Genomic DNA, 24,363 nt, shown 5'->3' on the forward strand with positions numbered 1-24,363 from the left:
TTTTTTCAAGCATGAGAAATGCTCGTGACCTGGCTCTTCTGGAGCCCGTTGCATCCTGTCTGAAAACCTTTGCTGAAACTTGCATGGCCATGTGCGGTGGCTTGAGGATGCGCCCCATGGCCATCCACATGATGCGACATGTACCGACCCTCATAGCTGTCCCCGCCTTCCTCTCGATGGGTGTCTTGACGCCCCTGACTGCCGCACCGTCCGCGGCTGTGGCGTTGGAAGGGCCGGCTCCGCAGTGCGTCGAGTACTTCCAGAGCTGGCGTTACACCGATGTCCACAACGGGTGTGACGACGCCGTATCCGTCACGGTCGAGTACACGAACAATCAGTGGGCCCCGTGCCGGGTCATCGAGCCCGGCGGCCGGGCCACCTTCGCCGGTTACGGGACGAGTGGCAACCACGTCACGGGGCTGCGGACGTGCGATCCGGCGTCCCCCACCACTGGCGCATGACCTCCGCACCGCGGGACCGGCGATCTGGACGATGCATGGTGGGTCGATTGCGCTTGGGGACGGCTTTGTCCCGTCGCCCCGGCCTGCGAAACGGCTACGCGTAGCCGCGGATCTTCGGGGTAACCGTCAGCTGTCCCGTTGGGGGCGGGGCCGTCAAGCCTGGGGAGGTCGAAGCGGCCCCGCCCCCAACTGCATGACAACGTGCGACGCGCCTGCCCGACGAGCCGGGGGCCTGCCCTCCGAACCGCCAGACGGACATTACTGCGCGAGACCGCGGAGCCGGTGGGGGAGCCCTTCCAGCGTGGACACACGGATGTTCTCTCGCTCGGTCTCCACCATCGCGGCGAAGAACGCGAACAGCAGCTTGCCTGGCCCGGTGGGGTCGTTCCTTTCGCCGGCCTGAGCTGTGGTGCCGCGACGCGGGATCACCCGCCCGGTTCGGGCGGTTGGCCACATGGCCTGGCACACGACGGAGGGGAGGGATCCGGCTCCGGATCCCTCCCCTCCGTCGTGTGGTTCAGCGGTTGCGCAGTGCGGCCAGCGTGTTGTCGAGGTCGGCGGCGCGGGGGCGGTTGTGGGGGAGCTTGGCGAGGATGGCGGCCATGCCGCAGGTGTTGGTCAGGGCGGAGAAGACCAGACCGGCCGCGATGCCGGCGGAGATGAGCTGGAAGGCGGGGTGGACCACGAGCCCGAGCAGCAGGCCGAGCAGCACGATCACTCCTGCGGTGAGCCTCACCTGCCGCTCCATTCCCCAGGTGGCGCGGGAGGCGCTCTGGGGGCGGTGGAGCTCGTGGCCGTCGGCCGCCCAGGCGCCGGTGCCTCCCGACAGGGTGGCGGCGGTGATGCCGTTCTCCGCGAGGATCTTGCAGGCGTTCTCGGAGCGTGCGCCGGAGGCGCAGACGACCAGGACGTCGCCGCGGTCGGTGGCGTGACGGATGTCGGGCAGCGCGCGCTGGATCTGGTCGAGGGGGATGTTGAGCGCGCCGGGGAGATGGCCGCCGGCGTACTCGCCCGGGGTGCGCACGTCGATGATGGTCAGTTCGTGCAGGCGGGTGCGCGCCTGGTGGGTGGCGAGGGCCGTGGGGGTGGTCATGGCAATGTCCTTACGGTTCGGAAGTCGTGGTGGAGCTTGATCTGACGAATGCGGGCTGGAGGCGGTCCTGGGATGCGTGGTGGGCTGGAGGAGTTCTCCTGGTCTCTGGTCCGGGCCGTTGGCGGCCGTCGTGTTCAGGCGATCACGTCGACGAGCATGAAGCCCGCTACCGCCAGCAGGACGCCGGCGAAGATTTTCTGAAGGGTGGTGCCGGAGATCTTCGTCGCGAGTCGTTTGCCGTCCCAGGCGCCGAGGATCGCGGCTCCGGTGAAGGGGCCGATGATCTCCCAGTGGAGCCCGCCGGTGGTGCCGGTGCGAGCGGCGAGCGCGGCGAGTGAGTTCACTGTGATGACGAGCAGGCTGGTGCCCACCGCCCGCCGCATGGTCAGTCCCAGGACGCTCACCAGGGCGGGCACGGCGAGGAATCCCCCGCCGACGCCCAGAAAGCCCGTCACGGCGCCGAGTCCGGCACCGGCACCGGCCGCCTTGCCGGGACGGATCCTGTCCGGCGGCTCGGACGTGGAGGGCCGCAGCATGCGCAGGGCCGCCAGCGCGGCGATGAGCGCAAACGCAGCCGTCAGTACCGCTTCGGGCAGGCGCCCGGCGACAGCGCCGGCGAGGAAGGCGGGGACGATGCCCGCTGCCGCGAACAGGGCCCCTGTCTTCCATGCCACGTTCCCGTCGCGGGTGTGGGCGTACAGGGCGGTGGCGGAGGTGGCGGTGACGATGATCAGGCTTGCGGTGGTGGCGGCGGCCGGGGTGAAGCCGAGCAGGTAGATCAGTGCCGGCACGGCGAGGACGCTGCCACCGCCGCCGAGGGCTCCGAGGGCGAGACCGATGACGGCCCCGGCGATGAGGGCGAGAACGAGTACGGTCACGCTATCCGGCCGCTGTTCCCGCGTTCGTCGACGACCGGGTGCCCGGCGGCGGTCCACGCGTTCATGCCGCCCTCGACGTCCACCGCCTGCGCTCCGCGCTCGGTGAGGAGCTTCGCCGCCTGCTGCGAGCGATGACCGCTGCGGCAGATCACCACCAGCGGACGCCCCTCGGCTTCGGCGGGCAGGACGGCGCCGGCGACCAGTTTCGTCAGCGGTACGTGGATAGCGCCCGGGGCGTGGCCCGCGGTCCATTCGGGCTTCTCACGGACATCCAGCAGGACAGCGTCAGGCCGGTCGCCGCTGGTACGACTGCGTGCCTCGTCGACCGTGACACGGGGCCCGTTTCGGCGAAAGAGGAACATCACACGCTTCCTTCCTTGCGGGGGGAACGGTCGGAAATCAGCCGGAGGCCAGGGACAGCCCGGCATCCGCCGCGGCGTCGAAGCCGTCATCGACGGCGACCACGTCGCGGCCGGCGGCATCCAGCAGGGAGGCGGCGATCGCCGCACGCATCCCGCCGGCGCAGTGCACCCACACCGTCCCGTCCGGCACGTCGCCGATACGGCCGTGCAGCTCGTGGATCGGGATGTGGACCGAGCCGTCGATGTAGCCGCCCTCGCGCTCCGAGTCCCGGCGCACGTCCAGGACGACCACCTCGTCGCCGCCCTGACGGACATCGGCGAGGTCGGCGAAGCGGGCACGCGGGAAGGAAGCGAGCTGCTCGCCGGAGCGGATCCAGCCGGCCGGGTCGCCGGTGGCGGCGGCGGCCGGGCGGTCGATGCCCACCCGCGCCAGCTCCCGCTGCGCGTCGGCGATCTGCTCCGGGGTGTCGGCGAGCAGGGTGACGGGCTTGCCCCACGGGATCAGCCAGGCCAGGTAGGTGGCGAGCTTGCCCTCGCCCTCGAAGTTGAAGGACCCGGCCACGTGTCCCTCGGCGAAGGCCATGCGGCTGCGCAGATCCACCACCCATTCACCGGCGGCCAGCCGGGAGGCGATCTCCTCGGCGTCCGCCCGCCGGGGCGGGGTGAGGTCGACCGGTGCGGGGCCCGCGGTGTTGGCCGGGCCCATGTGCGCGTAGTAGGCGGGCACGTCCTCCAGCCCGGCAAGCATCTGGGTGACGAACGTGTCCACGTCCAAGGTCAGCGCGTCGTTGGTCTCGCGCTCCTTGCCGATCGTGGTCGCGTCCCCCTCGGCCTGGGAGGAGGAGCAGAAGCTGCCGAACCCGTGGGTGGGCAGCACCGGCACCTCGTCATCCAGCTCGGCCGCGAGGCGGTGGGCGGAGGCGTGCTGGGCCCGGGCCAGCTGCTCGGTCAGCCGCGGCTCCACCAGGTCCGGCCGCCCCACTGAGCCGATCAGTAGCGATCCGCCGGTGAACGCCGCCACGCCACGCCCGTCCTCTTCCAGGACGTAGGAGGTGTGGTGCGGGGTGTGCCCGGGGGTCGCGATCGCCCGCAGCACTAGATTCTCGTCCACGTTCACGGTGTCGCCGTCGGCGATCGGGGTGCGGGCGAAGGACACGTGCGCCGCGGCCGGGACCAGGTAGGAGGCGCCGGTGACCCGGGCCAGCTCCAGGCCGCCGGTGACGTAGTCGTTGTGCACGTGGGTCTCCGCCACGTACGCGATGCGCACCCCGCGCCGGGCGGCGGCGGCGATCACCTGGTCGATGTCGCGCGGCGGATCCACGACCACTGCGGCCGCGGCCCCGCCGGCCAAGTAGCTGCGATTGCCAAGCCCTTCGAACTCCAGGGTGTCAACGAAGAACACGACTACGACTCCTCTCGAACGATGTACCCCGGGGGGTATCTGGTACTCACCCTAACAGGGGTACCCCCGGGGGTATTCCTGTGGTCCTGAGCCCCCCCGAAATCTGCGGATGCGGCATTGCTCCCACCCCCGGCGGGTACCCGCCGGGGTATCAAGGGAACTGGCTTTCCGCCTCACCGAAGGAGCAGCGCACCGTGTCCTACGACCGCACCGTCCGCCTGGTCGGCACCGACTTCGACGCCGCCGTCACCGCAGTCCGCCAGGCCCTGGCCGATCAGGGGTTCGGCATCCTCACCGAGATCGACGTCAAGGCCACGCTGAAGGCCAAGCTCGGCCACGACATGGAGGACTACCTGATCCTGGGCGCCTGCAACCCGCCGCTCGCCCACCGGGCGCTGGAGGCCGACCGCTCCATCGGCCTGTTGCTTCCCTGCAACGTCGTCGTCCGCCGCGACGGCGACCACACGCTCGTCCAGGCCCTCGACCCGGGCACCATGGTCACCCTCACCGGCCTGGACGCCCTCAAGCCCGTCGCCGACGAAGCCACCGCCCGGCTCGACGCCGCGCTGACCGCCCTGGCCGCCACCTGACCTTCCCTGGTCCGGGGTCCGCCGGCCGTTGCACGCGGTGCCGCATCCACCAGCCGACCGTGAGCCGTGCGGCGCCCACCGCACCAGGTGTCGATGACGGTGGCCCGGACGGCCGGCGCGTCACGGTGGGCTTCGACGGCGGCGCGTACCGGCGTCCCGGTGAGGTATCCAGTGGCAAGGTCGGCTGTCGAGGCAGCCCGGCCCGGCAGGGTCGGATCCTGCTCGTCCTCGACGTCGAATCCGGCAGCTGTCAGGTCGGCGCCGACGACAGCAGGATCCGCACAGCCGGGAATCCTCCGAAAGAACTCCGGCGGGTCGACGGGGAAGGCCCGCTCCAACCCTGCCTGAAGTGCGACCTCGAAGCCATGCGCCTCGAGCGGACCCCAGGTGTTGAACAGGAACCGGCCACCCGCGGCCAGTACCCGGCCGACCTCCGTGAAGGCCGCGACGCGGTCGGGAAAGAACATCACACCGAACTGGCAGACCACGAGGTCGAAACTGTCGTCCGGGAAGGGCAGCCGCTCCGCGTCGGCCTGCCGCCACACCGCGCCTGGGGCCCGCGTCGATCCGAAAGCGACCATGGCTTCGTTGAGGTCGGTGGCGGTCACCTCGGCCGAGGGCAGCGCCCCAAGGAGGCACGAGGTCAATGCGCCGGTCCCCGCTGCGAGTTCCAGGATCCGTCGAGGTCGGAGCGCCGCGGTCCGGGCGGCCATGTCCTCGGCGAAGGGCTGAAAGACCACCGGCACGAGGTACTGCTCATAGGCCGCCGGCATGGATGCGGACCATCGCCGGTGGGCACTGACTCCCGTCACCCTCACGACGGTAGCGTGCGGCGGTGGGACCGCCCCCTTGCCGTGCCGATCCGGGCTGAGAGCGCCGGAATGACTCTCGGCGGCGATCAGCGTCCGGTGAGGCGGGCCGTCAGTCGGGACAGCAGGGTGACTGACTCACTGAGTTGCCGTACTTCGTCGGCGTCGAAGGTGTCGCGGATGGCGGCACCCAGCGCACCCGCGCGCAGCGTGCGTTCCCGCTGGAGGCGGGACCGGCCGGCGTCGGTGAGGTGCAGCAGGAGCTTGCGGCCGTCGTCGGGGTGTGGCTCGGCTCGGACCAGGCCCGCGGCGGAAAGGTCCTTGACCGACTTGGCGGCCGACTGATGCGTGACGCCGCGCAGACGGGCGAGGTCGGCCGTGGTCAGGGGGCCGTCCCGGTCGAGGAATCCGAGGACGGCGGCCTCGCCGGGCGGCATGGTGTCCACGGTGCGTACCGCCCGGACCAGCTCCCCGATCGACCGCCGCAGTTCCTCGGCCAGGGCGTCTTCGCGCATAGGACCATTGTAGCCGCGATCTCTCACCATGTTGTACAGTCTAGTTGTACAAATAAGTTTCATTGTGGTGGAGAGGTGCGGCGATCATGGAGCTCACCAAGTTCGGGCACGCGTGCGTGCGGTTGGAGAAGGACGGGCGTCGCCTGGTCATCGACCCAGGCGGTCTGACCAGCCCGGAGGCCCTGGAGGGCGCCGACGCCGTGCTCGTCACACACGAGCACTTCGACCACTTCTCGGAGGAGGTGCTGCGCAAGGCGGCCGCAGAACATCCAGGCCTGCGGATCTGGACCAACTCCTCCGTGGCCGGAAAGCTGGACGGCATCGGCACGCAGGTCGTCACCACGGGGAACGAGGACTCCTTCAGCGCCGCCGGCTTCGACATCCGCGTCCACGGGACCTGGCATGCGGTCATCCACCCGGACATCCCGCGCATCCCCAACATCGGCTTCATGGTCGACGACGCCCTCTTCCACCCCGGCGATGCCCTGACCGTCCCGAGCGCTCCGGTCGGCACGCTGCTGCTGCCCGTACACGCACCTTGGTCCACGGTCGGGGACCTGATCGACTACGTACGTGAGGTCGCTCCCCGTGACGCGATCGCCGTGCACGACGGCGCCCTCAACGACGTCGGCACCGCGATGGTCGCGGGTTTCCTCGGCGAGCGGGGCCCCGGGACTCCGGCCTCCTACCGCCGGCTGGCCACCCATGCGAGCGTCCGGATCGCCTGACGTCCGGCACCGCAGGCAGCGCGGCGCGCCCTTCCTCACCAGCCAACCTCCGCCGCCGGTACCGGCCCGTGCGGCCCGTCTCGACGGACGGGTCCGGCGGCGGTCGCGCCCATCCCTCCCGTCTGAACGACTCCCGGACAAATCGCTGGCGTCGACACGGATCGGTCGACAGGATGGGCCGGTGAGCGGTGACGAATGAGGGGCACAGGTGCGTGGTGGATCTGATCCACCTCTCGGACGGTGACAACAGCTTCCGAGTACGCGTGCTGGGTCGCCGAATGTCTGGAGTGCTGCCGCTGCACGATCTGCTCGACGCCGAGGTGCTGATCGAGAGTGGTTTCGTGAGCGGCCGGCTGGACCTCGGCCTGTATCCCGACGACCTGGATGGCTGGTCACGCGCTCTCGATGTGCTTGCCGCGGGTGGTGACGTCCGTTGGCCGGATGACGACCGCAGTCCTGAGATCCGGGTCCAGGCACTCGACCGAGAGCATGAGACGCCCACCGTCCACGTGGAAGACGTGGCGCGCTCCGGCATCTCCGTGTCCGTCCCCCTGTCCCTTGAGGACGGGTGGATCCATGATCAGCGGGAACGCCTTCGACTGGTTCGGCGGGAGTGGCCGAGCGAGGTCCTCAAGACATCACCGGGTGCCTATGAGTGGAGGCGCTGACGGCGACCAGTCGGTGCCGCCTGGTGCGCCGGCTTTGCGCGAGGTGGACGAGGTGGACATCCGCACTGCCCGACCGGTGAGTTGCGGTCCGACACGTCCACGCCGGCACTGCGGCGTATAACGCCACGCTCGTAGGACGAACTCCCGCGTGACTGATCAGTCACGCGACCGCGACCGGATGGCTCGCTCCCGGGCGCGCTCGTCGCCCTCGCGGTACAGCACCAGGTGCTCGTGGAAGAGCACACCGGCGCGGACGTCGCCGGTAGCGGTGAACCCGGTGTCGTCGACGTAGTCGATATGGCTGCCGGTGACGGTGTAGCTGCCGGTATAGGCGCTCCGGCGGCTGCCGCGAGCCTCGTCGTAGCGGCCGTTCGGCAGCAGTTCCTGGCGGATGTATCCGTCCGAGGTCACCCACATCCCCACGTACGGGTGAGGGGCACGGGGCGTGTCGTTACTGGTCATGGCCCCACGGTCGGCCCGACAGCCGATGACGACAAGGCTGCCGTCCGCCCATGTGCAGGTTTCCAGGGAGCAGCACACCCACGGAGGCGAGCCCTCGCCCCGTGCGAGTCCCTGTGCCACTCGCGCCCACCAACGTCTGCGGCACCACGACCACTGGACGGCGGCCGACACGCGTCCCCCGGTGTGCCCCCTGCGAACACGGGGCCGACGCTGGGTGCCGCACACCCGGGCACACGGCGGCCTGGTTCCGAGTCCGCCGCACGGCGAACCTGGAGGTCAAGCGGCTCCGGCATCCGTCCGGCAGCTGCTTCCCCCAGAGGCCGACGCTCACCTCATAGCCCGGCGGACCGATGAACCGAACTCCCAGCAGAGCGATCAACGGAACTCCCGGCCGGCCGAGGCCGGCAGCGACCAGCCCCCGCCGCCCCCGGGCGCACCCGCCCGTCCACCGTACGAAGAGGCCCTCGATGACCGACAACAGCACCATCAGCGCCGCCGTCCTCGAACAGATCAGGCGCCGCCCCGCGAAAGAACGGCGTGTCCTGTTCACCGGCGCGACCATCATCACCATGGACCCCGCGTCCGGGGTCATCGACCACGGCGACCTCCTCGTCGAGGGGGACGCCATCACCGCCGTCGGTCATGACCTCACCGCTGCGGACGACGCCGTGATCGTCGACGCCACCGGAACCATCCTCAGCCCCGGCTTCGTCGACGCCCACCGGCACGCCTGGGAGACCCAGCTGCGCCGAATCATGCCCGACGTCGACGACCTCGGCGGCTACGTCATGTCCACCCTTGCCGGCTACGCCACTGTCTACCGGCCCGACGACATGTACATCGGAACAAGACTGGCCGCTCTCACCGCGATCGACAGCGGCATCACGACCATGCTCGACTTCTCCCACAACTCCCGCACCCCGGAACACTCCGACGCCGCCGTCGAGGCCCTCCGCGACACCGGCATCCGCGGCGTGCACGCCTCCATGGGCCCGCATTTCGGCGACTGGGACCGCCAGTGGCCCGGCGATCTGACGCGCCTCAAGGACCAGTACTTCACCGGCGACGACCAACTGCTGACGTTGCGCCTCGCCGCACTCGCCACCGACGAGATCGCCGGACCGAGACTCGCGTACGGCACGGAACTTGCACGGGTCGCCGCCGACTTGAGTATCGGCGTGAGCGTGGACGCCGTGTTCGGCACACCTTCCTCCGAGGCGATACTGCGGTGGGCGAAGGACGGCCTCCTGAGCCCCGACGTCACCCTCATCCACGCCACCGGACTGACCCCCGAGGCATGGAAGGCGATGGGGGAGACCGGCGCCACCGTCGCGCTTGCGCCGACCTCCGAAGCCCAGATCGGCCTGGAGACCGCGATCCCCGCCGTCGACGAGGCGCTGTCCGTCGGCGTCCGCCCCGCACTGAGCATCGACGTCGAAGTCGCCCTGGCGAGCGACATGTTCACGCAGATGCGTGCGCTGCACGCGATCCAGCGGATGCGCGCCGTCAACGCGGCCTACGGCACCGACCACCAGCCCTCCCGCATCACCAGCCACGACGTCCTGGGCTTCGCCACCCTCCAGGGCGCCCGCACGAACGGCCTCGAGGCCGTGACCGGATCGCTCACCCCGGGCAAGAAGGCCGACCTGCTGGTCATCCAGGCCGAGGACCTCAACAACATGCCGCTCAACGACCCGATCGGCACCGTCGTGCTGGGCTCCGACCCCCGCAACATCAGCACCGTCCTCATCAACGGCGAGCCGCGCAAATGGAACGGTCACATCCTCGACGTCGACCTGTCCGCTCTGCGCCGCGAGGTCCACGCTTCACGGGACCACGTCCTCAACGCCTCGCCGGCGTAGTGGCAATGGGGAGGCGAGGGCGGGCGACGACCTTTGCTTGGCATGACCACGAGCAGCTAGGGTCGAACGACAAGTGATCGTGAAGCAGCCGAAGGGCCCTGACGCGCAGCAGGCCACGCCGGCACGGGGGAAACATGAACACAGGGCCCGATTCCGTGGCACCCATATCCGCGCCGGCCACAGGCCCGGATCCTCGGACCAACTATGGCGTGGACATGCCGCCCCCGCCCGGCACGGCACCCGACCCTCGCACAGGCCCCGACGCCCCCGACTCCGGGCCGGCGCACCAGCCACCGGCCCCGCCCGGCGCCACCCACAACGGTGACGCGCACCGCGCCTCAGGGTCCGCCCCTGACCCCGGCTTCACCTACGACGACGGCACGCGGACGCAGACGACGTCGGCCGGGACCGGCGCGATGAGCGCCCCAGGCCCGAACAATGTCCCCGCCACCCAGGCCGGCGGCGCCGACGACAACGGTTACGGTGTGAGCAACGCCGAACTCGGCAAGATGGCGGATGAACTGGACCTGGCCGCGCAGATCCTCGAGAAGGCGGACAAGGGGCTGGCGGAGTCCGACGCGACGGCGCGAATCCACCACATGCTCACCAGCGGACGGATGCTCAGGTCGACCACGAGCGACTGGGACGACGAGATCACCCGACTGGCCAAGCAGTGCCGTTCGCTGGCCGACAAGATGCGCCAGACACATACGAACTACACCGCCCAGGAACACCGTACGGCGCAGGACTTCCAGGCGATCCTCGCGTCGCTCGAGGGGAACGAGTAATGGCCACGCTCACCGACCGCCCCGAGGGCCAGGACCACACGCACGAGGACGCCGTCGAGCGGCAGGACATCAGGGTCGGGGACCTGGAGGACATACGTCCCGAGGCCTGGTCGCGCGCTGCCGGTGAATGGGTCGACCTGGCCGCCGCGGCCGCCGAGGCACGCGAGCACGTCCAGAACGTCCTGCTCAAACTGCCGTTCGTCTGGGCGGGGCCGTCCGCTGTGATGGCTCGCGTCCAACTGTCCGTCATGCACGACGAACTGACCATCGCCCAGCGTGAGTCGAAGGCCGCGGCAAGCACCCTCGAGGCGGCGCGAAGCGGGTTCGAGCTCGCCCGCACCTGGCTGGACGAGGCGCAGAAGACCGCCCAGGCACATGACCTGACCCTGCACGACAGCGGAGGCGTCACCGTCCCCGAACGGGACTACCCGCCCAACGACCCGGACAGCGCGGCGGCGGCCCGGCAGGACCAGGAGAACGCGGACAGCCTCCTCACCCGTGTGACCGCCGCCCTCAGCTACGCGGCCGACGTCAACGAGCACACGGGCTACGAACTCGAACGCATCAAGAAGGCGGTGGCGTACTCCGTCCTGGACGAGCGGACCGAGGCCGCCGTCAAGGCCGACACCGAGGGCGCCAAGGCTCTGAACCGCGTCTTCTCCGGTGCGGGCGGAGTGCTGCTCCCGCCGCCGGCCCCGGACGAGGGTTCCGGCGACTACAACACCCGTGAAGCCACGGACGAGGACCGTGCCATCAAGAACAAGATGGGCTTCTACGCGATGGGTTCCCCCGCGGTCCTCGGCGGCCCGCAATCCGCCAAGCACATGCTGCACTACCTCTCCAACACCGGAGAGCCACTGGACATCGATGTGGACGCGCTGATGGGCGACCTCCCGGACATGAACCGCAACGTGGAGACACAGCTCGCGGAGAACGTCCCCAACTGGGAGGCGCAGGCCCTCGCCGAGTACGAGCGCACCGGGAAGCCCGTGAAAATGGTCCAGCAGACCGGCTGGCAGGGCTGGACCGCCGAGAAGGACCCGGACTGGTACCACGCGGTCGGATCCTTCCACTACAACACGGTCGCCCAGGTCGAGGTCGTCCCCGGCCCGGACGGCCGCCCCAGAACGACGGTTCGCTACCAGACCCACGTGTACGACCGCTACAACTGGGACGCGAACAAGGCGACACCGGTGCCGGCCATGGGCAACGTCTCGGACGCCCAGATGGCCAGACTCCACCAGTCGGGCCAGGCCAAGGAGTACGACATGGGCGGCCAGAGTGAGGTACGCACATGGAACGGGTGAGCATGCCTCCGCAAGCAACGGGCCCAGCCCCGAACCCCCGCCGACGCAGGTGGCGGGTCTGGTCCCTCGCCCTGTGCGCGGCGTGGACACTCGGCGTCCTCATCTGGGCGGGCGTCGCACTGCTCACGCCGGCAGGTGACAGCCCACAGGAGACCGTGGAACGAACGGCGGGAATGCACCACGACCAGCACCCCTCCGCCGGCCGCTACTACGTCCCCACACACGCCGAACTGCAGAAGGACGGCACGGCGGTACTCCGGTACAAGGTGGGCAACGGCCAGGACTCCAGCGTCAAGGACTTCCTCCGCACCTACGACATCACCGCGAAGCCGAAGCGCACGACGCCGTCCGAGGTGACGTACTCCGACCGCTTCGGCGACGTCCACCGCACGCTCACGGTCACCTACAACCCGTCGTCCGATCCAGGCGGATACGACTACGCGCAGATCACCGTGCGGGCCCGGCCGGACGACTCAAGCTGAGGAACCACAGGCGACAGCCCGTGTGGCAGCCGGCCATCGAGAGTCGGGACGCCGCGAACCGAGCAGAGTCCCGGAGTTCGGAATGGCCTCAACTCCCCACCCCCGCCTCCCACTTGCGTCGGCGCAGTACGTGATCGCTGAAGAGGTGTCGGCACCGGTCGAGCAGTTCCCCCACCTCAGGGTCGCCGCGTCGCCCGTCCGGCGACGGATGCCAGCGCTGCACTGACTGCGCCGCCCAGGCGCGAAGCTTGACGTCAGGGTCCTCGAGGAGGCCGACCGCCGCGCGCAGCGCCACGATGCCGCCACGCGCGTCGAGCAGCCGGAACGCCCCGACACGGACGTGCCGTGGCCGCTCGCGGTCGGTGCGCTCCAGCAGCCAGTCGGCGGGCAGGTCCTTGGCGTGAGGCAGCAGGGAGACGGCGGTGTCGCGGACCACGGCGGCGGCAGCGTCATCCAGGAGCGGTCGCAGCCGTTCCATGTCCACACAGTCCAGTGCCCGCAGCCCTGCCACGGCTCGTGCTCGCACTCCGGTCACCGGGTGCATGAGCAGGGGCAGCAGCAGCGCGGCGTCCGCGCGCGTTCCGCACTCGGCCAGCCCGATGACGGCACCGGGCGGCAACGCGGGGTCCTCCCGTGCCAGGCATCGCTCTCGGTACCAGGCCACCGGATCCTCACCGTGCTGTCGTACGACGTACCGTGCACAGGCACGCACGAGCCCGGACCGGTCGCCGAGAAAGCGTTCCGCCTGCTGCGAGCGCCCCGCTCGTCTCAGGGCCGTGACGCCGGCCGAACGGGCACGCGGGTTGCGGGCGGACAGCAGTGGAGCCAGCACGCTCTCGTAAGCCTCCGCATTCCCGCGGGCCGTGAGATCCGCGCATGCCGCGAGGGCCGCAGTGGCACAGAGGTCCTGGACCACGGCGTCCTGGTCCCGGGCGGCCGCCCGGGACAGTTCCACAGGCGGGAGGAGTCGGCCCTCGACGGCCAGCCGGTACGCGAAGCGCCGTACCGTTCGGTCGGGGGCGGAGAAGAGAACAGCGAGCTGCCCGCGGGATGCGCGACGCAGGGTCTGGCCGAGCAGATCGACGCCGGCGGCACCCCTGCCGCGGTGCCCGACCCGGAGGATGAGCGGCGCAAGCTCAAGGGCAGAGCCCACGTCCAGGGCCGCCCGCAGCATCTTCTGAGCGAGCTCGCGCACCGGTGCGGCCCAGTCGGCACATCGAATCACGACCAGTGGCAACAGCCCGGGGTAGCGAACCGACTGGCACAGAGCCTCCTGCCGTATTCGGCCGTCGCGGTGGCAGAGGGCGAGTGCGAGGCGAGATTCGTCGAGCTGAGTCAGGTCCGTGGGCAGGGGGTCGGAGTGCTCCCACTCCGGCAGAAGCTGCGGGCGGTACCAGGCGATCTCACGCACCCCTGCGTCCAGCGCGAGCCAGTCACGGGGATCGGCGACGTCGAGTGTGGCCTGAAGCGGCGCACCCTTCGCAAGTAGCTCTGCTGCCCTGGCCCCGGCCTCTTTACCCTCTGGCATTCCCGCCCCCCTATGGCTCTGGTGCCTGAGTGATCGTAGAGCGCGGGGTTCGCGTAGGGCGCGCGATATACGCCGCCTGATCACCGAAGGCTTCTTTCCGAACCGGCCCAGGAGGGCCGCCGAGCCCTTCGGTCCGATCAGTCCGTGTCCGTGGCAGCGAGAACGGCAATGCGCCGGGCCTTTGGGGCGACGGAGACCAGCCCTATGTCCCGGGCCACGCCCTCGAACCACTCCGTAGCGGCTCCGAAGCTGTACCAGTCGCATTCATGCGTGTTCTGCTCCACCTCACCGAGCGGCGTTGCCGTGGAGGTTCCGGACAAAGCTGCGAGCGCGTCCACCATAGGGCAGGGTGACTTCGAAGGTACGGTGCGCAGCGCCGACGCCGCGCGCGCGGCCGTAGCAGAACGCGCGGACCCCGTCCACACACTGTTCGACGAGTTCACCGGCAGTGAGGCTTCCGGCCTGGTGGAGGAACTGACCAAGACGGAACCCGTCCCTGAGGAGCCTGGCCCGTCCGCCCCTCCCGTCGGAGTGTGCGGCTGAGGCGGTCACACACGAGCAGGTCGGACCGGCGAGTGACCAACTGAGGCCCTGCCGACGCACAGCCGGTATCTGATGCTGCCGTGACCGAGGCGACATCAACTTGTTGACATCCGCGCCCGAAGGGGACGTCGGACCCATTCCCGTCGCAGCCAGCTCCGCCTGCCGTGCCGTGGACACTCCACGCAACGGCTTGCCCCGCTGTCTCGCCCGGCTGCCGGCTCAGCGAAACCGCCTGGCACCGGTGACGTGGTGGATCGATACACCCACTGTCAGAGCCTGCTGGCAAGATCCCTCCGGTGAACGCCATATTCACCACACCTCCGCGGCCGTTCGATGTGACCACGCTCTTCCCCGAGTTGGCCCCGTTGGTGCGCACGGCAACCAGGCTGCATCCGCGCCCCGGGTCGCCGAGCGTGCACGACAGCTCCGTCGGCGGGCCGCTCCTGTGGCCCGCCGACGAGCCATGGCCGTACTGCGGAGAGCCGCACGACAGGGACGCGTCGCGAGACATCCTCTCCCCGGACGACATCCGGCTTCTCCGCCGCGACCGCGCCGCAGCAGCCGAGCGGCTGCGGCGTGACCCTGCCGCAGCCGAGTGGACCCCCGACGAACTGGCGAGATGGAAGCGGATCAAGGTCGGTCGCCCGTGGTTCGACGGCCCGATCGCGCTCCTACCCGTCGCCCAGCTCTACGCCCGCGACATCCCCTTCCCGTGCCCGCCCGACGCGGACCTCCTCCAGGTCCTGTGGTGCCCCTTCGACCACGAGAAGGCCCTCCCCAGAACCGCTCTCTTCTGGCGCTCCTCCGCCACCGTCACCGACGTCCTCGACGCACCACCCGAGCCGCCCGTCGTCCAGGTGGACGGCTACCTCCCGGAGCCGTGCCTGTTTGCGCCGGAGCAGATCACCGAATTCCCGAACCCCATGGAGCTGAGCGAGGAACTCAGAAGCGAGCTGGACGACATGAGCCGCTGGGAGACGATCGACCCTGCGCGCTACAACTCGTACGCAGACGATCCGGGCGAGCTCTACCTCAACAACCTCTGTCACGCTCCCGGCTGGAAGACCGGCGGCTGGACCCGCTGGAGCCCCACCGATCCCGTGCCCCGCCCCTGCCCCGAGTGCGGCACCGAGGCGGTCCCGCTGCTGACCATCGCCTCCAACGAATGGGACGGCGGCAGCGGGACCTGGATACCGCAGGAGGAACGGATGCCCCAGCCACGGCGTCCCGTGGGGGAACCGAACGGCAACTTCACCAAGATCGACATCACCGGCGGCAACAACCTCCAGCTCCACGTCTGCCCGGCATCCCCGGACCATCCGCACATCGAACTGCTCCAGTGAGCCTGCGCGGAGGGCTGATGGTGGGCATGGCCGAGTGAGTCAACCCGCCCGACTCGAGGGGGCGAAGAGTTGCATGTGGACCGCGTCGCCCTCGGAGCCGTTCCGGGGCGTGCCGACGTTGTCACCCATTGCTCGAATCCATGAGGGAGTGGTGGCTGCTGATGTCCGCCACGCCGACTACCGCGGCCGGCGCAGCGTGGTCGACGGCCCCACTCGTCACCGCCCGAGGCGCAGGCGCTCTGGGACACGGTGGCCCCCAGGCCGGGTACCGCCAGATCCGAGGCTCCGGCCGGCGCCGCCGATCGCAGGTGTACGTAGGTGCCGGTCGGGCGCGGCGGGGGCCACCGGGCGTGGAAGGGGTGACGGATGTGCCCGGCGGTGACTGGGGTCATCGGGCCATCGCCAGGTCATCCAACTGTCGCAACTCCGTCGTCCCGAGTTCGATCTCCGTGGCCCGGGCCGAGTCCTGGATCGAGGCGGGACGGCTCGCGCCCGGAATGGGGATCACGGTGGGGGAGCGGTGCAACAGCCAAGCCAGGGCCAGCCGTTGTGGGCTGACGCCGTGGTCGGACGCGATGCGGTGGAAGACGGTGCCGGCGGAGGTCGCGCCGGACGGGCCGTCCAGGGAACTGCGTGAGAGGCCGCCCAGCGGGCTCCACGGCAGGAAGGCGAGGCCCAGCCGGGTCGCCAGCTCGAGTTCCGGCTCCGAGTCCCGTACGACGGGGGAGTACCGGTTCTGCACGGAGACCAGGCCGTCTCCGAGGATCGCGTGTGCCTCGCGGATCTGGTCGGTGGTCACGTTGGAGATCCCGACGGCGCGGACCGTACCGGCGTCGAGGAGTTCCCGCAGCGCGCCCACCGAGTCCGCCCACGGAACGTCGGGGTCGGGCTTGTGCAGTTGATACAGGCCAATGGCCTCGACGCCCAGGCGTTCGCGGGAGGCTTCGGCGGCCTGTTTGAGGTGAGCGGGGCCGGCGTCCACGGTCCAGCTGCCGTCGCCGGGACGGCCCCGGCCGCCCTTGGTGGCGATGAGGACATCGGAGGTGTCGCCGCCGTAGCGGGCCAGCGCACGGGCGATGAGCAGTTCGTTGTGGCCGCGCTCATCGGCGTGCCAGTGGTAGCTGTCGGCCGTGTCGATGAGGGTGATTCCGGCATCGAGTGCGGCGTGGACGGTCGCGATGGCGCGGTTCTCGTCCGGGCGGTGCTCGATCGACAGGGGCATGGCGCCCAAGCCGATCGCACTGACCGTGACGCTGCCGAGCCGGCGGTACTTCATGGGTGGGCGTTCCTTCGAGTCGACGGTCGCAGGAGGTCAGGCCGGCCATGTCAGGTGGCGGGGGCAGGGGCTGCCGCGAGGGCCTCCGCCACGACGCCGGGCAACCAGTCGGCCGTACGGGAGAAGGCGAACCCCAGTCGCCTGGCGCGGGCGTTGCTCATGGCGTAGTGGCGGTCGAAGGAGAACGGCGAGGCCTCCTCCCCGGCCACCGCGACCCGGTACGTGGGCCGGCGGCCGGTCCGGGCCGCGATCACGTCACACAGCGCACGTACGTCGATCAGGCCGTCCGAGCACGCGTTGAGCGGACCGGTGAAGTCGGCGGCCGTGGCTGCCCACAGCAGCAGATCGGCCAGCTCCTCGTCGTGGACGAACACGGTGGGCAGCACCGTCGGATGCACCGCCAACGGCTTCCCCTCGGTGATGTGCTGGATGTAGTGGTCCAGCCGACCGGTGAAGTCCCGCGCGCCACCGCCGAGTACATGGGCGCTGCGGACGGCGGCGAATGCGAACGACCCCTGGCGGGTGAACACGGCCTCCGCCTGCCGCTTGCCCTCGGCGTAGTGGCCCTCCAGATAGGCAGCGTCATGCCAGGGCAGGTCCGTGTCCACCGGCCACGAAGCAGGGTCCACGGCGTCTTCAGGCACCGGCTCCCCCGGCGGGAGCGGGGATATCGCGGCGGTCGTGTCCGGGTCGTACACCTCGATCGTGGACGTCATCACGTACCGGTCCGTACGGTCCCGGAAGGCGCGGACTGCGATCGCCGCCTGCACGGGGGTGTAGCAGACCTGGTCGATGACGACGTCGAAGGAGCGGGAGGCGAGGGCGCTGGTGAGAGCCCGCTCGTCGTCGCGGTCGGCGACGAGGTGCTCCACTCCGTCGGGCGGGGTCGACGAACCGCGGTTGAGCACCGTGACCCGGTGCCCTGCCGCCTTCAGCCGCTGGACCAGGAGCTTCCCGAAGTACCGGCTTCCGCCGATCACGCAGACTCTTCGCATGTCCCTATGCTGCGGACGCGAAGCCATCAGCAGAAGTGACGACTTGATGGCCACGTATGAAGGAGAACTGTTGATAGACGTGCAGCGGCTCCGTGTGCTGCGGTGCGTGGCGGAGCACGGCAGCTTCAATCGGGCGGCGACCGCCCTGCACATGACCCCCTCGGCCGTCTCCCAGCACATCGCCGCGCTGGAGCGCAGCGTCGGTGCTCGGGTCGTGGACCGCAGCACCCGGGGTGTCACGCTCACCCAGGCCGGGCGGATCATGGTGGGAGCGGCCGAGTCGGTCGCCGCCGAACTCGCCCAGGCCGCACGGGAGATCGACCGTCTGGGAACAGCTCGCAGCCAGCTGACGGTCGCCACCTTCACCAGCGGCGGCCGGTACCTGCTGCCGGGCGCCCTCACGCGTCTGACGGCCGCCCATCCAGGGAGCGTGGTCCATGTCAGGGCGGCCGAGCCCGAGGACAGCCTGCCCCTGCTTCGGCAGGGCGCCGTGGACGTGGCGCTCGCCTACCACTTCGACGGACCGCTGCCGGGCCTGCGGGGCCCGGGACCCGACGTGGAGTGGCTCCCCCTCATGGAGGACCCGCTGCACGTCGTCCTTCCCGAGACACACCCGCTGGCCGACCGCCCGGTCCTCGACCTCAGCGAACTCGCGGACGAGCCCTGGGTGCTGGGCTGCCTCAAGACGGAGGCGTATCTGCGCCGTTACGCGGAGCACGCCGGGTTCAGTCCGGACGTGCGGGGGAGCACGACGGACTACTTCTTCGCACGCTCACTCGTGGCAGCGGGTGCGGGCCTGTCACTGATCCCCACCGTCGCGCTGACGCCCTCGCTGCCAGGCGTACGGGCGGTGCCGCTCGCCCCGCCGGCACCGGCCCGCCACATCGGCGCCGCAGTGCTGCGCCGTTCCGTACGTCCGCCGGTGTCGACGCTGATCGCGGCCCTGCGGGAGTGCGCGGAAGGGGCGGCCGCAGCGGCTGCGGGGCCGCCACCATCGGGAATCATGGGCAATGGCTGAGCCGACTGGCCGACCGACACCACAGCAGGTGTGGGGCCGGCTCGTCTCCGATGGGTGATCCGGCCCGTCGAGGTTCGGAAGCGCGGGCGGCCCGAAGGGTGACAGCCGGTGCCTTGTCGGGCCCTGCCTGGGCGGCGATTGGATCGGTGATCAGTTCCTCGAAGCGTCGCGGCATGGCCTCGACGATCTCTCCGAGGAGATGCGGATCCTCCTCGATGACGGTGGCGACCTCCTGGGCCGGCGGGCCGATGCAGCGGCCGGTCCCGTGACGGTGAACGAGGGCTGGGCCGGGGTGGCGCGCAGGCGCAGCAAGGTGCGGCGCCCGCCCCGCTCAGCCGTCTGCCGCGTCTCCCGAAGGGCCGTCGTAACCGGCCGTGCGCGGCGGCCTGTACTCCACGGCCACCACCCCGTCGACAGCCCGGCACATGTCCTTGAGTACGGGGACGGCCGTCCGGGACGACAGGTGCCCACTGAGCACGACATGGCCGTGCGTGACGTCCACCTGCACTTCGGCAGGGGACTCGCCCAGGGCCTTGACGAGGACCTCCTCGACGATCTCCCTGCGGATCGCCTGATCCGTCCGCAGATACACCCGCAGCAGGTCGCTCCTGCTCACCACGCCGATCAGGCGACCGTCGGCATCGACGACGAGGAGGCGCTTGACGCGGTGCCGCGCCATCATCCGGGCCGCGTCCACCACGCTCCAGTCCTCCCGCGCACACAGCGCCGGTGACGTCATCAGCCCCGCCGCGTCGGTGGCGCGTGCCTTGTCCGGCCCCGCGGAGGCGTCCGCCCCGTCGTCGTCGCCCTGGGGCTCGCCCCACATCTTCTCGAGGAGGTCGGCCTCCGACACGACGCCCAGTGGACGGTTCTGGTCGTCCACGACGGGAACGGCGGTGATGTCGTACTCCTGGAGCAGATGGGCGATCTCCTTGAACGGCGTACCGGCCTGGACGCGGACGACGGCGTCGCTCATCTGGTCGCGGACCTTTTGGTGGTTCATCGAGGTATGCGTTCCCTTCTCGCACCACCGTTATGGAAGGAAGCGTCCAGTGGCGCCCCTGGTCATGCCCCTGGCTTCCTCCTTCGAACATAGCCGCATGCGCGCCGCGGCCGGTGACCCGGGCAGCCGTTCGCGCGACGGCAGAGCATCTGGGCATCGTCCGACGCCACCCATGGCCCTCTGCGTCGGTGACCCCACCTGGGCCGGAGCTTCACTCCGAGCGGCGGTGAACGGTGGCGGCAGGGTTTCCGACGAGTGAGCTCGGATCTCGAACCTGCCACCTCCCGTGCAGCCGACCGGTCAGTCAGCCGGCCGGCATGGGGGTCACCGCCCCGACGGTGGCGGCAGCTCGACCGGGTACGGCTCGGCGAAATCGGCCGAGCGGCTCACCGCTTCCCAGGCTTCCGCCTCGGTGAGCTGGCGGCGGGAGTAGTGGAGTGCCAGGTTCACCGCGTCGACCCCGAGAAGCAGATGGCTCGGAACCGCGCCGCGCCGCACCGTACGGACGATGATCTCGGCGGCGCGGTTCGGGTCGCCGGCGCTGCCGCTCGCGCCCTGGCGCACTCTGCGGTTCATGGCGCCGACGGTGCTGTCGTAGGCGTCCGGTGTGGCGTGGACGGTCATGGAGGAGCCGGCCCAGTCGGTGGCGAAGCCGCTCGGCTCGACGACCATGAATCGCAACCCGAACGGTGCCGTCTCCGCGGCCAACGACCGGGTGAAGCCGTCGACGGCGAATTTGGCCGCCTGGTAGGAGGCGATGCCCGGGGAGCCGCCGACGCGCCCGCCGACCGAGGAGATCTGCACCACGGTGCCCGAGCCCTGCTGTCGCAGAACGGGCAGCGCTGCCTTGGAGACGTTGTAGACGCCCCAGAAGTTGGTTTCGAACTGGGTGCGGAAGTCGTGGTCGTCCGAGGTCTCGACCGGGGACACGTTCGCGTAGCCGGCGTTGTTGACCACGACGTCGAGGCGGCCGAAGCGGTCGAGCGTGGCGTCGATCGCGGCGCGGGAGGCTTCAGCGCTGGTGACGTCCAGGGGCAGTGCGAGAACTCGGTCGCCGTAGCCCTTCAGCTCCTCGGCGAGGGCCTCGGGGTTGCGGGCGGTGGCGGCGACGAGGTCGCCCGCATCGACGATCGCGGTGATCAAGGCGCGTCCGAGGCCGCGGGAGGAGCCGGTGACGAACCAGACGCGCTGGTGTGCGTTGGGGGTGTCAGTGTCTTCACTCATACTGTTAGTGAAACACCGTTCTCTTAATAAGGCAACATCGTTGTGTTATGTGTTCCTATGATGGCTCTATGACGCACCCACCAGCCTCCTTCCAGCGCGCCCGCAGCGCGGAAGCAAAACAGGCGCGCGAGACGGCGATCTTGGAAGCTGCCCGCAGGCTCGGCCGGGAACGCGGCATCCGGGAGGTGAGCCTCACTGATATCGCCGCCGAAGTGGGGATGCACAAATCGGCCCTGCTGCGCTACTTCGAGACCAGGGAGCAGATCTTTCTCGAGCTCACCGCCGAAGGCTGGCGCGAATGGTCGGCAGAGCTCCGTGCCCAGTTGCGGGCATGCGAGACGGCGGACCCCGCCGGCGTCGCCGAGGCCTTCGCCTCGACACTCGCGGCACGTCCCGTGTTCTGCGACCTTCTTGCTCAGGCGCCCCTGAACCTGGAACGCAACGTGTCACTCGAGGCGGTACGCGAGTTCAAACTCGTCACCCTGCGCGAAGTCGACCTGATCGGTGCTGAAGTGCACCGCCTCCTGGGTCTCGATCAGCATCAGATGCTCGATCTGATCTCCACCGCCACCGGCATGGCCGGCGCCCTGTGGCAGATGGCCAGCCCGGGCCCCCGCCTGCGCGATCTCTACACCAGCGACCCCCGGCTGGGACACGCCATCGTCGAGGTCGAACCCCGCCTGCGCCGCGTTCTCACGGCCTTCCTGGCCGGAGCGAGCGCTGACCATCGGGTCACCTGAGCACCGGCCTGACCGGTCCTGGCGGAACCGCAACGATCCGGTCGCCCCGCGCGACGTCTATGAGGGAGCTGTCAGTGGCCCGTCGTCAAGCCGGGTCGGCGGCGACTTGTGTCTGCAGGAAGTGCAGCAGAGCCTCGTTGAAGCGTTCCGGCTGCTCCGCGCCCGGAAGGTGCCCGGCACCATCGATGACGCACAGTTCGGCGTGCGGCACGAGGCGGCCGATGGCTTCGGCGTCGGACACCGGGGTGTACACGTCGTCGGCACCGACGAGGATCAGTACGGGACACCGCGAGGCGGCGAGCGTCTCGCCGTAGTCCGGGCGTTCGGCACGCCCGCGCAGAGCGGCCGCGGCGCCTCGGGGATCGGTGGCACGCATCATGCCGAGGACTTGGGCGGCGACGTCGGGCAGGGCGGTGACGTTGTACGCGGCCAGCATCTTGTCGATGACCTCGTCCGCGTAGCCGGCCATGCCGTCGGCGAGCAGCCTGTCGGCCAGGCGGTTGCGGAACGCCTTGCCCTCGGTGCTCTCGGCGGGCGACGAGGTGTCCGACAGGACGAGGGCGCGTACGCGGTGGGCGTACCGGCGGTGAACCTCCATGGCGATCTGACCGCCCATCGAGACACCGCCGACCACTGCCTGTCCGATGCCGAGCGTGTCCAGGAGGCCGACAAGGTCGTCCGCGAAGTCGGACAGGTACACCCGTCCGGGAGTGACGTCGCTGTCGCCGTACCCCCGAAGGTCCGGGGTGATGACGCGGTGGCCGGCCGCGGCCAGCTGCTTGCTCTGCGGAGTCCACAGGGTGCGGTTGAAGGGGTGCCCGTGGATCAGGAGGACCGGCAGCCCCGTCGACGGGCCGGTGTCGTCGTAGTGGAGCGTGGCGCCGTTCACGACTGCTCGGCTCATCAGGCCGTCCTCTATGGGGTGTTGGGGTGTCGAGGCAGCGTACACGGCCCCATCCGCCGGAGGCCGACCCGGCTGATCCTGACGGGCGGCCCGGCGCATACGAGGCTAGGGCCTCTCGTTTGGATCATTCCGGGCTCGCGGGGTCCGGCACCGCACCTCGCCGCGTTGTCGTCGGTTGCCATGGCTCCGCCATGGCGCCCTCCTCCGCCTTGCGAAGCACGGCACCGGACCCCGCTCCCTGATCCGGCCTGATCCAAACGAAAGACCCTAGCCGCGACCGATGGCTCCTGACGCGGCCGCAGGGGTCCGAAGGGATGAGAGGGCGCCGTGCCGGGTTTCACCCGCCCCGGTGCCAGGGAGGGCACACGCAGCACGCGCCGGCCCGTCGTAGCAGTGGAGAGCGAGAATCGTATGCACAAGGACGCCGTCCACGACTCTCCTCTGCGGGGGCGGGTCGCTGTCGTCACCGGTGCCGCCCGTGGAATCGGCTCGGCCCTAGCGCAGCAGTTGTCCGGCGCCGGCATGCGTGTCGCGCTGCTGGGTCGCGAGGCGCAGACCCTCCACCAGGCGGCATCGGCACTTCCCGGCCCGTCCCTGTGTGTCGAGGCGGACGTCACCGACCAGGACGCACTCGACCACGCGGCGGAGGAGGTCGCGCGGGAGTTGGGGGACGCGTCCGTGGTCGTCGCCAACGCCGGCGTGGCAGCGGGCGGACCGTTCCGCCAGATGGACGCCGAGCTGTGGCGGCGTGTCATCGACGTCAACCTGATCGGTGCGGCCAACACCGCCCGCGCCTTCCTCCCGCGACTGGCCCGTACGCGCGGATACTTCCTGCAGATCGCCTCGACCGCCGCCTTCGGCTCGGCACCCATGATGAGCGCGTACTGCGCCTCCAAGGCGGGTGCGGAGTCTTTCGCACTGGCCCTGCGCGGCGAGGTCGAGCCCGATGGGGTCGCCGTCGGCATCGCCTACGTGCACTGGACCGGAACCGACATGATCAGCGGACTGGACGATCACCCGGTCCTCCGGGCCCTGCGGGGGCACCAGCCGTGGTTCGCCCGCCGTGTGCACAGCCCCGAACAGGTCGCCGCGTGGCTCACCGCAGGCGTTCACCGCCGCGCCCGCCACATCTACGCTCCGCCCTGGCTGCGCTGGTGCCAGCCCCTGCGCCCGCTGTTTCCCGCCGTGGTCACCAGCGTGGCCCGTCGCGAGCTGCGGCGATCGACCTCCGAGGAACTGGCCGGAGACGTCGGGGTGATGGGCCCGGGCGGGCGCGCCGACTGGGAGGCCTACGGCTCCGATTCCCGGCGTTCTCGCCCTCTTCGGTGACCTGGCGCGGACGCGGACGCTTGCTGGAGCACGCCCGCCTCGTCACGGGCCCT

The 24,363-nt window shown here is 70.2% G+C and carries 25 protein-coding genes and 1 pseudogene; 12 read left to right on the forward strand and 14 right to left on the reverse strand.

Annotation, left to right across the window (positions count from 1 at the left end):
* The first annotated feature begins 116 nt into the window (after window positions 1-116).
* Window positions 117-461 carry an alpha-amylase gene (locus DC008_RS34175; protein WP_244221462.1) on the forward strand — a complete coding sequence of 115 codons (345 nt, stop codon included), beginning with the start codon at window positions 117-119 and terminating at the stop codon, window positions 459-461.
* A gap of 517 nt (window positions 462-978) precedes the next feature.
* Here DC008_RS34175 and DC008_RS34185 read toward each other — a convergent pair.
* The 4 genes from DC008_RS34185 to DC008_RS34200 all read right to left on the reverse strand — a co-directional run bounded on the left by DC008_RS34185 (window position 979) and on the right by DC008_RS34200 (window position 4,196).
* Window positions 979-1,554, reverse strand: a complete 576-nt coding sequence (locus DC008_RS34185) for a rhodanese-like domain-containing protein (RefSeq protein WP_108710338.1) — start codon at window positions 1,552-1,554, stop codon at window positions 979-981.
* A 134-nt stretch (window positions 1,555-1,688) separates the two neighbouring features.
* Entirely contained in the window at window positions 1,689-2,432 is a 744-nt protein-coding gene (locus DC008_RS34190; RefSeq protein WP_108710339.1) for a sulfite exporter TauE/SafE family protein, read from the reverse strand.
* Window positions 2,429-2,794, reverse strand: coding sequence for a rhodanese-like domain-containing protein (locus DC008_RS34195; protein ID WP_164492417.1), 366 nt, complete (start codon window positions 2,792-2,794; stop codon window positions 2,429-2,431). Before DC008_RS34195 ends, DC008_RS34190 begins: the two co-directional genes overlap by 4 nt.
* A 37-nt stretch (window positions 2,795-2,831) precedes the next feature.
* The gene (locus tag DC008_RS34200) at window positions 2,832-4,196 is read right to left on the reverse strand and encodes an MBL fold metallo-hydrolase (protein ID WP_108710341.1); all 1,365 of its coding nucleotides are present in this window, start codon (window positions 4,194-4,196) and stop codon (window positions 2,832-2,834) included.
* Between the two features lie 194 nt (window positions 4,197-4,390).
* Here DC008_RS34200 and DC008_RS34205 point away from each other — a divergent pair, with 194 nt between their 5' ends.
* Entirely contained in the window at window positions 4,391-4,786 is a 396-nt protein-coding gene (locus DC008_RS34205; protein WP_108710342.1) for a DUF302 domain-containing protein, read from the forward strand.
* A gap of 89 nt (window positions 4,787-4,875) precedes the next feature.
* Here the strand turns inward: DC008_RS34205 and DC008_RS34210 are convergent.
* Window positions 4,876-5,559: pseudogene (locus DC008_RS34210) on the reverse strand (class I SAM-dependent methyltransferase); the annotation flags it as partial.
* A 125-nt stretch (window positions 5,560-5,684) separates the two neighbouring features.
* On the reverse strand, window positions 5,685-6,110 hold the full coding sequence (locus DC008_RS34215; RefSeq protein ID WP_108710343.1) for a MarR family winged helix-turn-helix transcriptional regulator: 426 nt from the start codon (window positions 6,108-6,110) through the stop codon (window positions 5,685-5,687).
* Window positions 6,111-6,196: 86 nt separating this feature from the next.
* Here DC008_RS34215 and DC008_RS34220 point away from each other — a divergent pair, with 86 nt between their 5' ends.
* On the forward strand, window positions 6,197-6,838 hold the full coding sequence (locus DC008_RS34220) for an MBL fold metallo-hydrolase (RefSeq protein ID WP_108710344.1): 642 nt from the start codon (window positions 6,197-6,199) through the stop codon (window positions 6,836-6,838).
* A gap of 212 nt (window positions 6,839-7,050) precedes the next feature.
* Window positions 7,051-7,506 carry a DUF5959 family protein gene (locus DC008_RS34225; protein WP_108710995.1) on the forward strand — a complete coding sequence of 152 codons (456 nt, stop codon included), beginning with the start codon at window positions 7,051-7,053 and terminating at the stop codon, window positions 7,504-7,506.
* A gap of 156 nt (window positions 7,507-7,662) precedes the next feature.
* Here the strand turns inward: DC008_RS34225 and DC008_RS34230 are convergent, their stop codons facing one another.
* Window positions 7,663-7,968: an Atu4866 domain-containing protein gene (locus tag DC008_RS34230; RefSeq protein ID WP_108710345.1), complete on the reverse strand. Its 306-nt coding sequence runs from the start codon at window positions 7,966-7,968 to the stop codon at window positions 7,663-7,665.
* Window positions 7,969-8,435: 467 nt separating this feature from the next.
* Here DC008_RS34230 and DC008_RS34235 point away from each other — a divergent pair, with 467 nt between their 5' ends.
* From DC008_RS34235 to DC008_RS34250, 4 genes are all read left to right on the forward strand, one after another.
* The gene (locus DC008_RS34235; RefSeq protein ID WP_108710346.1) at window positions 8,436-9,830 is read left to right on the forward strand and encodes an amidohydrolase family protein; all 1,395 of its coding nucleotides are present in this window, start codon (window positions 8,436-8,438) and stop codon (window positions 9,828-9,830) included.
* Between the two features lie 209 nt (window positions 9,831-10,039).
* Window positions 10,040-10,618: a hypothetical protein gene (locus tag DC008_RS34240; protein ID WP_108710347.1), complete on the forward strand. Its 579-nt coding sequence runs from the start codon at window positions 10,040-10,042 to the stop codon at window positions 10,616-10,618.
* Complete coding sequence (locus DC008_RS34245; RefSeq protein ID WP_108710348.1) at window positions 10,618-11,925, forward strand: hypothetical protein; 1,308 nt, start codon at window positions 10,618-10,620, stop codon at window positions 11,923-11,925. Before DC008_RS34240 ends, DC008_RS34245 begins: the two co-directional genes overlap by 1 nt.
* Before the next feature lie 155 nt (window positions 11,926-12,080).
* Entirely contained in the window at window positions 12,081-12,407 is a 327-nt protein-coding gene (locus tag DC008_RS34250; protein WP_123954056.1) for a hypothetical protein, read from the forward strand.
* A gap of 88 nt (window positions 12,408-12,495) precedes the next feature.
* On the opposite strand, the gene DC008_RS34255 is transcribed toward DC008_RS34250, so the two are convergent.
* Together DC008_RS34255 and DC008_RS36175 are read right to left on the reverse strand one after the other, a co-directional pair.
* A complete protein-coding gene (locus tag DC008_RS34255; protein WP_244221463.1) occupies window positions 12,496-13,935 on the reverse strand; it encodes a hypothetical protein in 1,440 nt (479 codons plus the stop codon).
* A 137-nt stretch (window positions 13,936-14,072) separates the two neighbouring features.
* On the reverse strand, window positions 14,073-14,276 hold the full coding sequence (locus tag DC008_RS36175; RefSeq protein WP_108710350.1) for a DUF6183 family protein: 204 nt from the start codon (window positions 14,274-14,276) through the stop codon (window positions 14,073-14,075).
* Between the two features lie 498 nt (window positions 14,277-14,774).
* Here DC008_RS36175 and DC008_RS34265 point away from each other — a divergent pair, with 498 nt between their 5' ends.
* On the forward strand, window positions 14,775-15,821 hold the full coding sequence (locus DC008_RS34265) for a hypothetical protein (RefSeq protein ID WP_208646061.1): 1,047 nt from the start codon (window positions 14,775-14,777) through the stop codon (window positions 15,819-15,821).
* Window positions 15,822-16,209: 388 nt separating this feature from the next.
* On the opposite strand, the gene DC008_RS34270 is transcribed toward DC008_RS34265, so the two are convergent.
* The gene (locus DC008_RS34270; RefSeq protein ID WP_108710351.1) at window positions 16,210-17,097 is read right to left on the reverse strand and encodes an aldo/keto reductase; all 888 of its coding nucleotides are present in this window, start codon (window positions 17,095-17,097) and stop codon (window positions 16,210-16,212) included.
* Window positions 17,098-17,147: 50 nt separating this feature from the next.
* Window positions 17,148-18,092, reverse strand: a complete 945-nt coding sequence (locus DC008_RS34275) for an NAD-dependent epimerase/dehydratase family protein (protein ID WP_108710352.1) — start codon at window positions 18,090-18,092, stop codon at window positions 17,148-17,150.
* Between the two features lie 70 nt (window positions 18,093-18,162).
* On the opposite strand from DC008_RS34275, the gene DC008_RS34280 reads away from it, so the two are divergent.
* Window positions 18,163-19,110, forward strand: coding sequence for a LysR family transcriptional regulator (locus DC008_RS34280; protein WP_108710353.1), 948 nt, complete (start codon window positions 18,163-18,165; stop codon window positions 19,108-19,110).
* A 331-nt stretch (window positions 19,111-19,441) separates the two neighbouring features.
* On the opposite strand, the gene DC008_RS34285 is transcribed toward DC008_RS34280, so the two are convergent.
* Together DC008_RS34285 and DC008_RS34290 are read right to left on the reverse strand one after the other, a co-directional pair.
* Window positions 19,442-20,113 carry a CBS domain-containing protein gene (locus DC008_RS34285; RefSeq protein WP_108710354.1) on the reverse strand — a complete coding sequence of 224 codons (672 nt, stop codon included), beginning with the start codon at window positions 20,111-20,113 and terminating at the stop codon, window positions 19,442-19,444.
* Window positions 20,114-20,437: 324 nt separating this feature from the next.
* Complete coding sequence (locus DC008_RS34290; RefSeq protein ID WP_108710355.1) at window positions 20,438-21,337, reverse strand: SDR family NAD(P)-dependent oxidoreductase; 900 nt, start codon at window positions 21,335-21,337, stop codon at window positions 20,438-20,440.
* Window positions 21,338-21,405: 68 nt separating this feature from the next.
* Here DC008_RS34290 and DC008_RS34295 point away from each other — a divergent pair, with 68 nt between their 5' ends.
* Window positions 21,406-22,077, forward strand: a complete 672-nt coding sequence (locus DC008_RS34295) for a TetR/AcrR family transcriptional regulator (RefSeq protein ID WP_108710356.1) — start codon at window positions 21,406-21,408, stop codon at window positions 22,075-22,077.
* A gap of 85 nt (window positions 22,078-22,162) precedes the next feature.
* Here DC008_RS34295 and DC008_RS34300 read toward each other — a convergent pair whose 3' ends face one another.
* Complete coding sequence (locus DC008_RS34300; RefSeq protein ID WP_108710357.1) at window positions 22,163-22,981, reverse strand: alpha/beta fold hydrolase; 819 nt, start codon at window positions 22,979-22,981, stop codon at window positions 22,163-22,165.
* A gap of 411 nt (window positions 22,982-23,392) precedes the next feature.
* On the opposite strand from DC008_RS34300, the gene DC008_RS34305 reads away from it, so the two are divergent.
* Complete coding sequence (locus DC008_RS34305) at window positions 23,393-24,310, forward strand: SDR family oxidoreductase (RefSeq protein WP_108710358.1); 918 nt, start codon at window positions 23,393-23,395, stop codon at window positions 24,308-24,310.
* Window positions 24,311-24,363 lie beyond the last annotated feature (53 nt).

The sequence above is a fragment of the Streptomyces nigra genome (assembly GCF_003074055.1).
GTDB lineage: Bacteria > Actinomycetota > Actinomycetes > Streptomycetales > Streptomycetaceae > Streptomyces > Streptomyces nigra.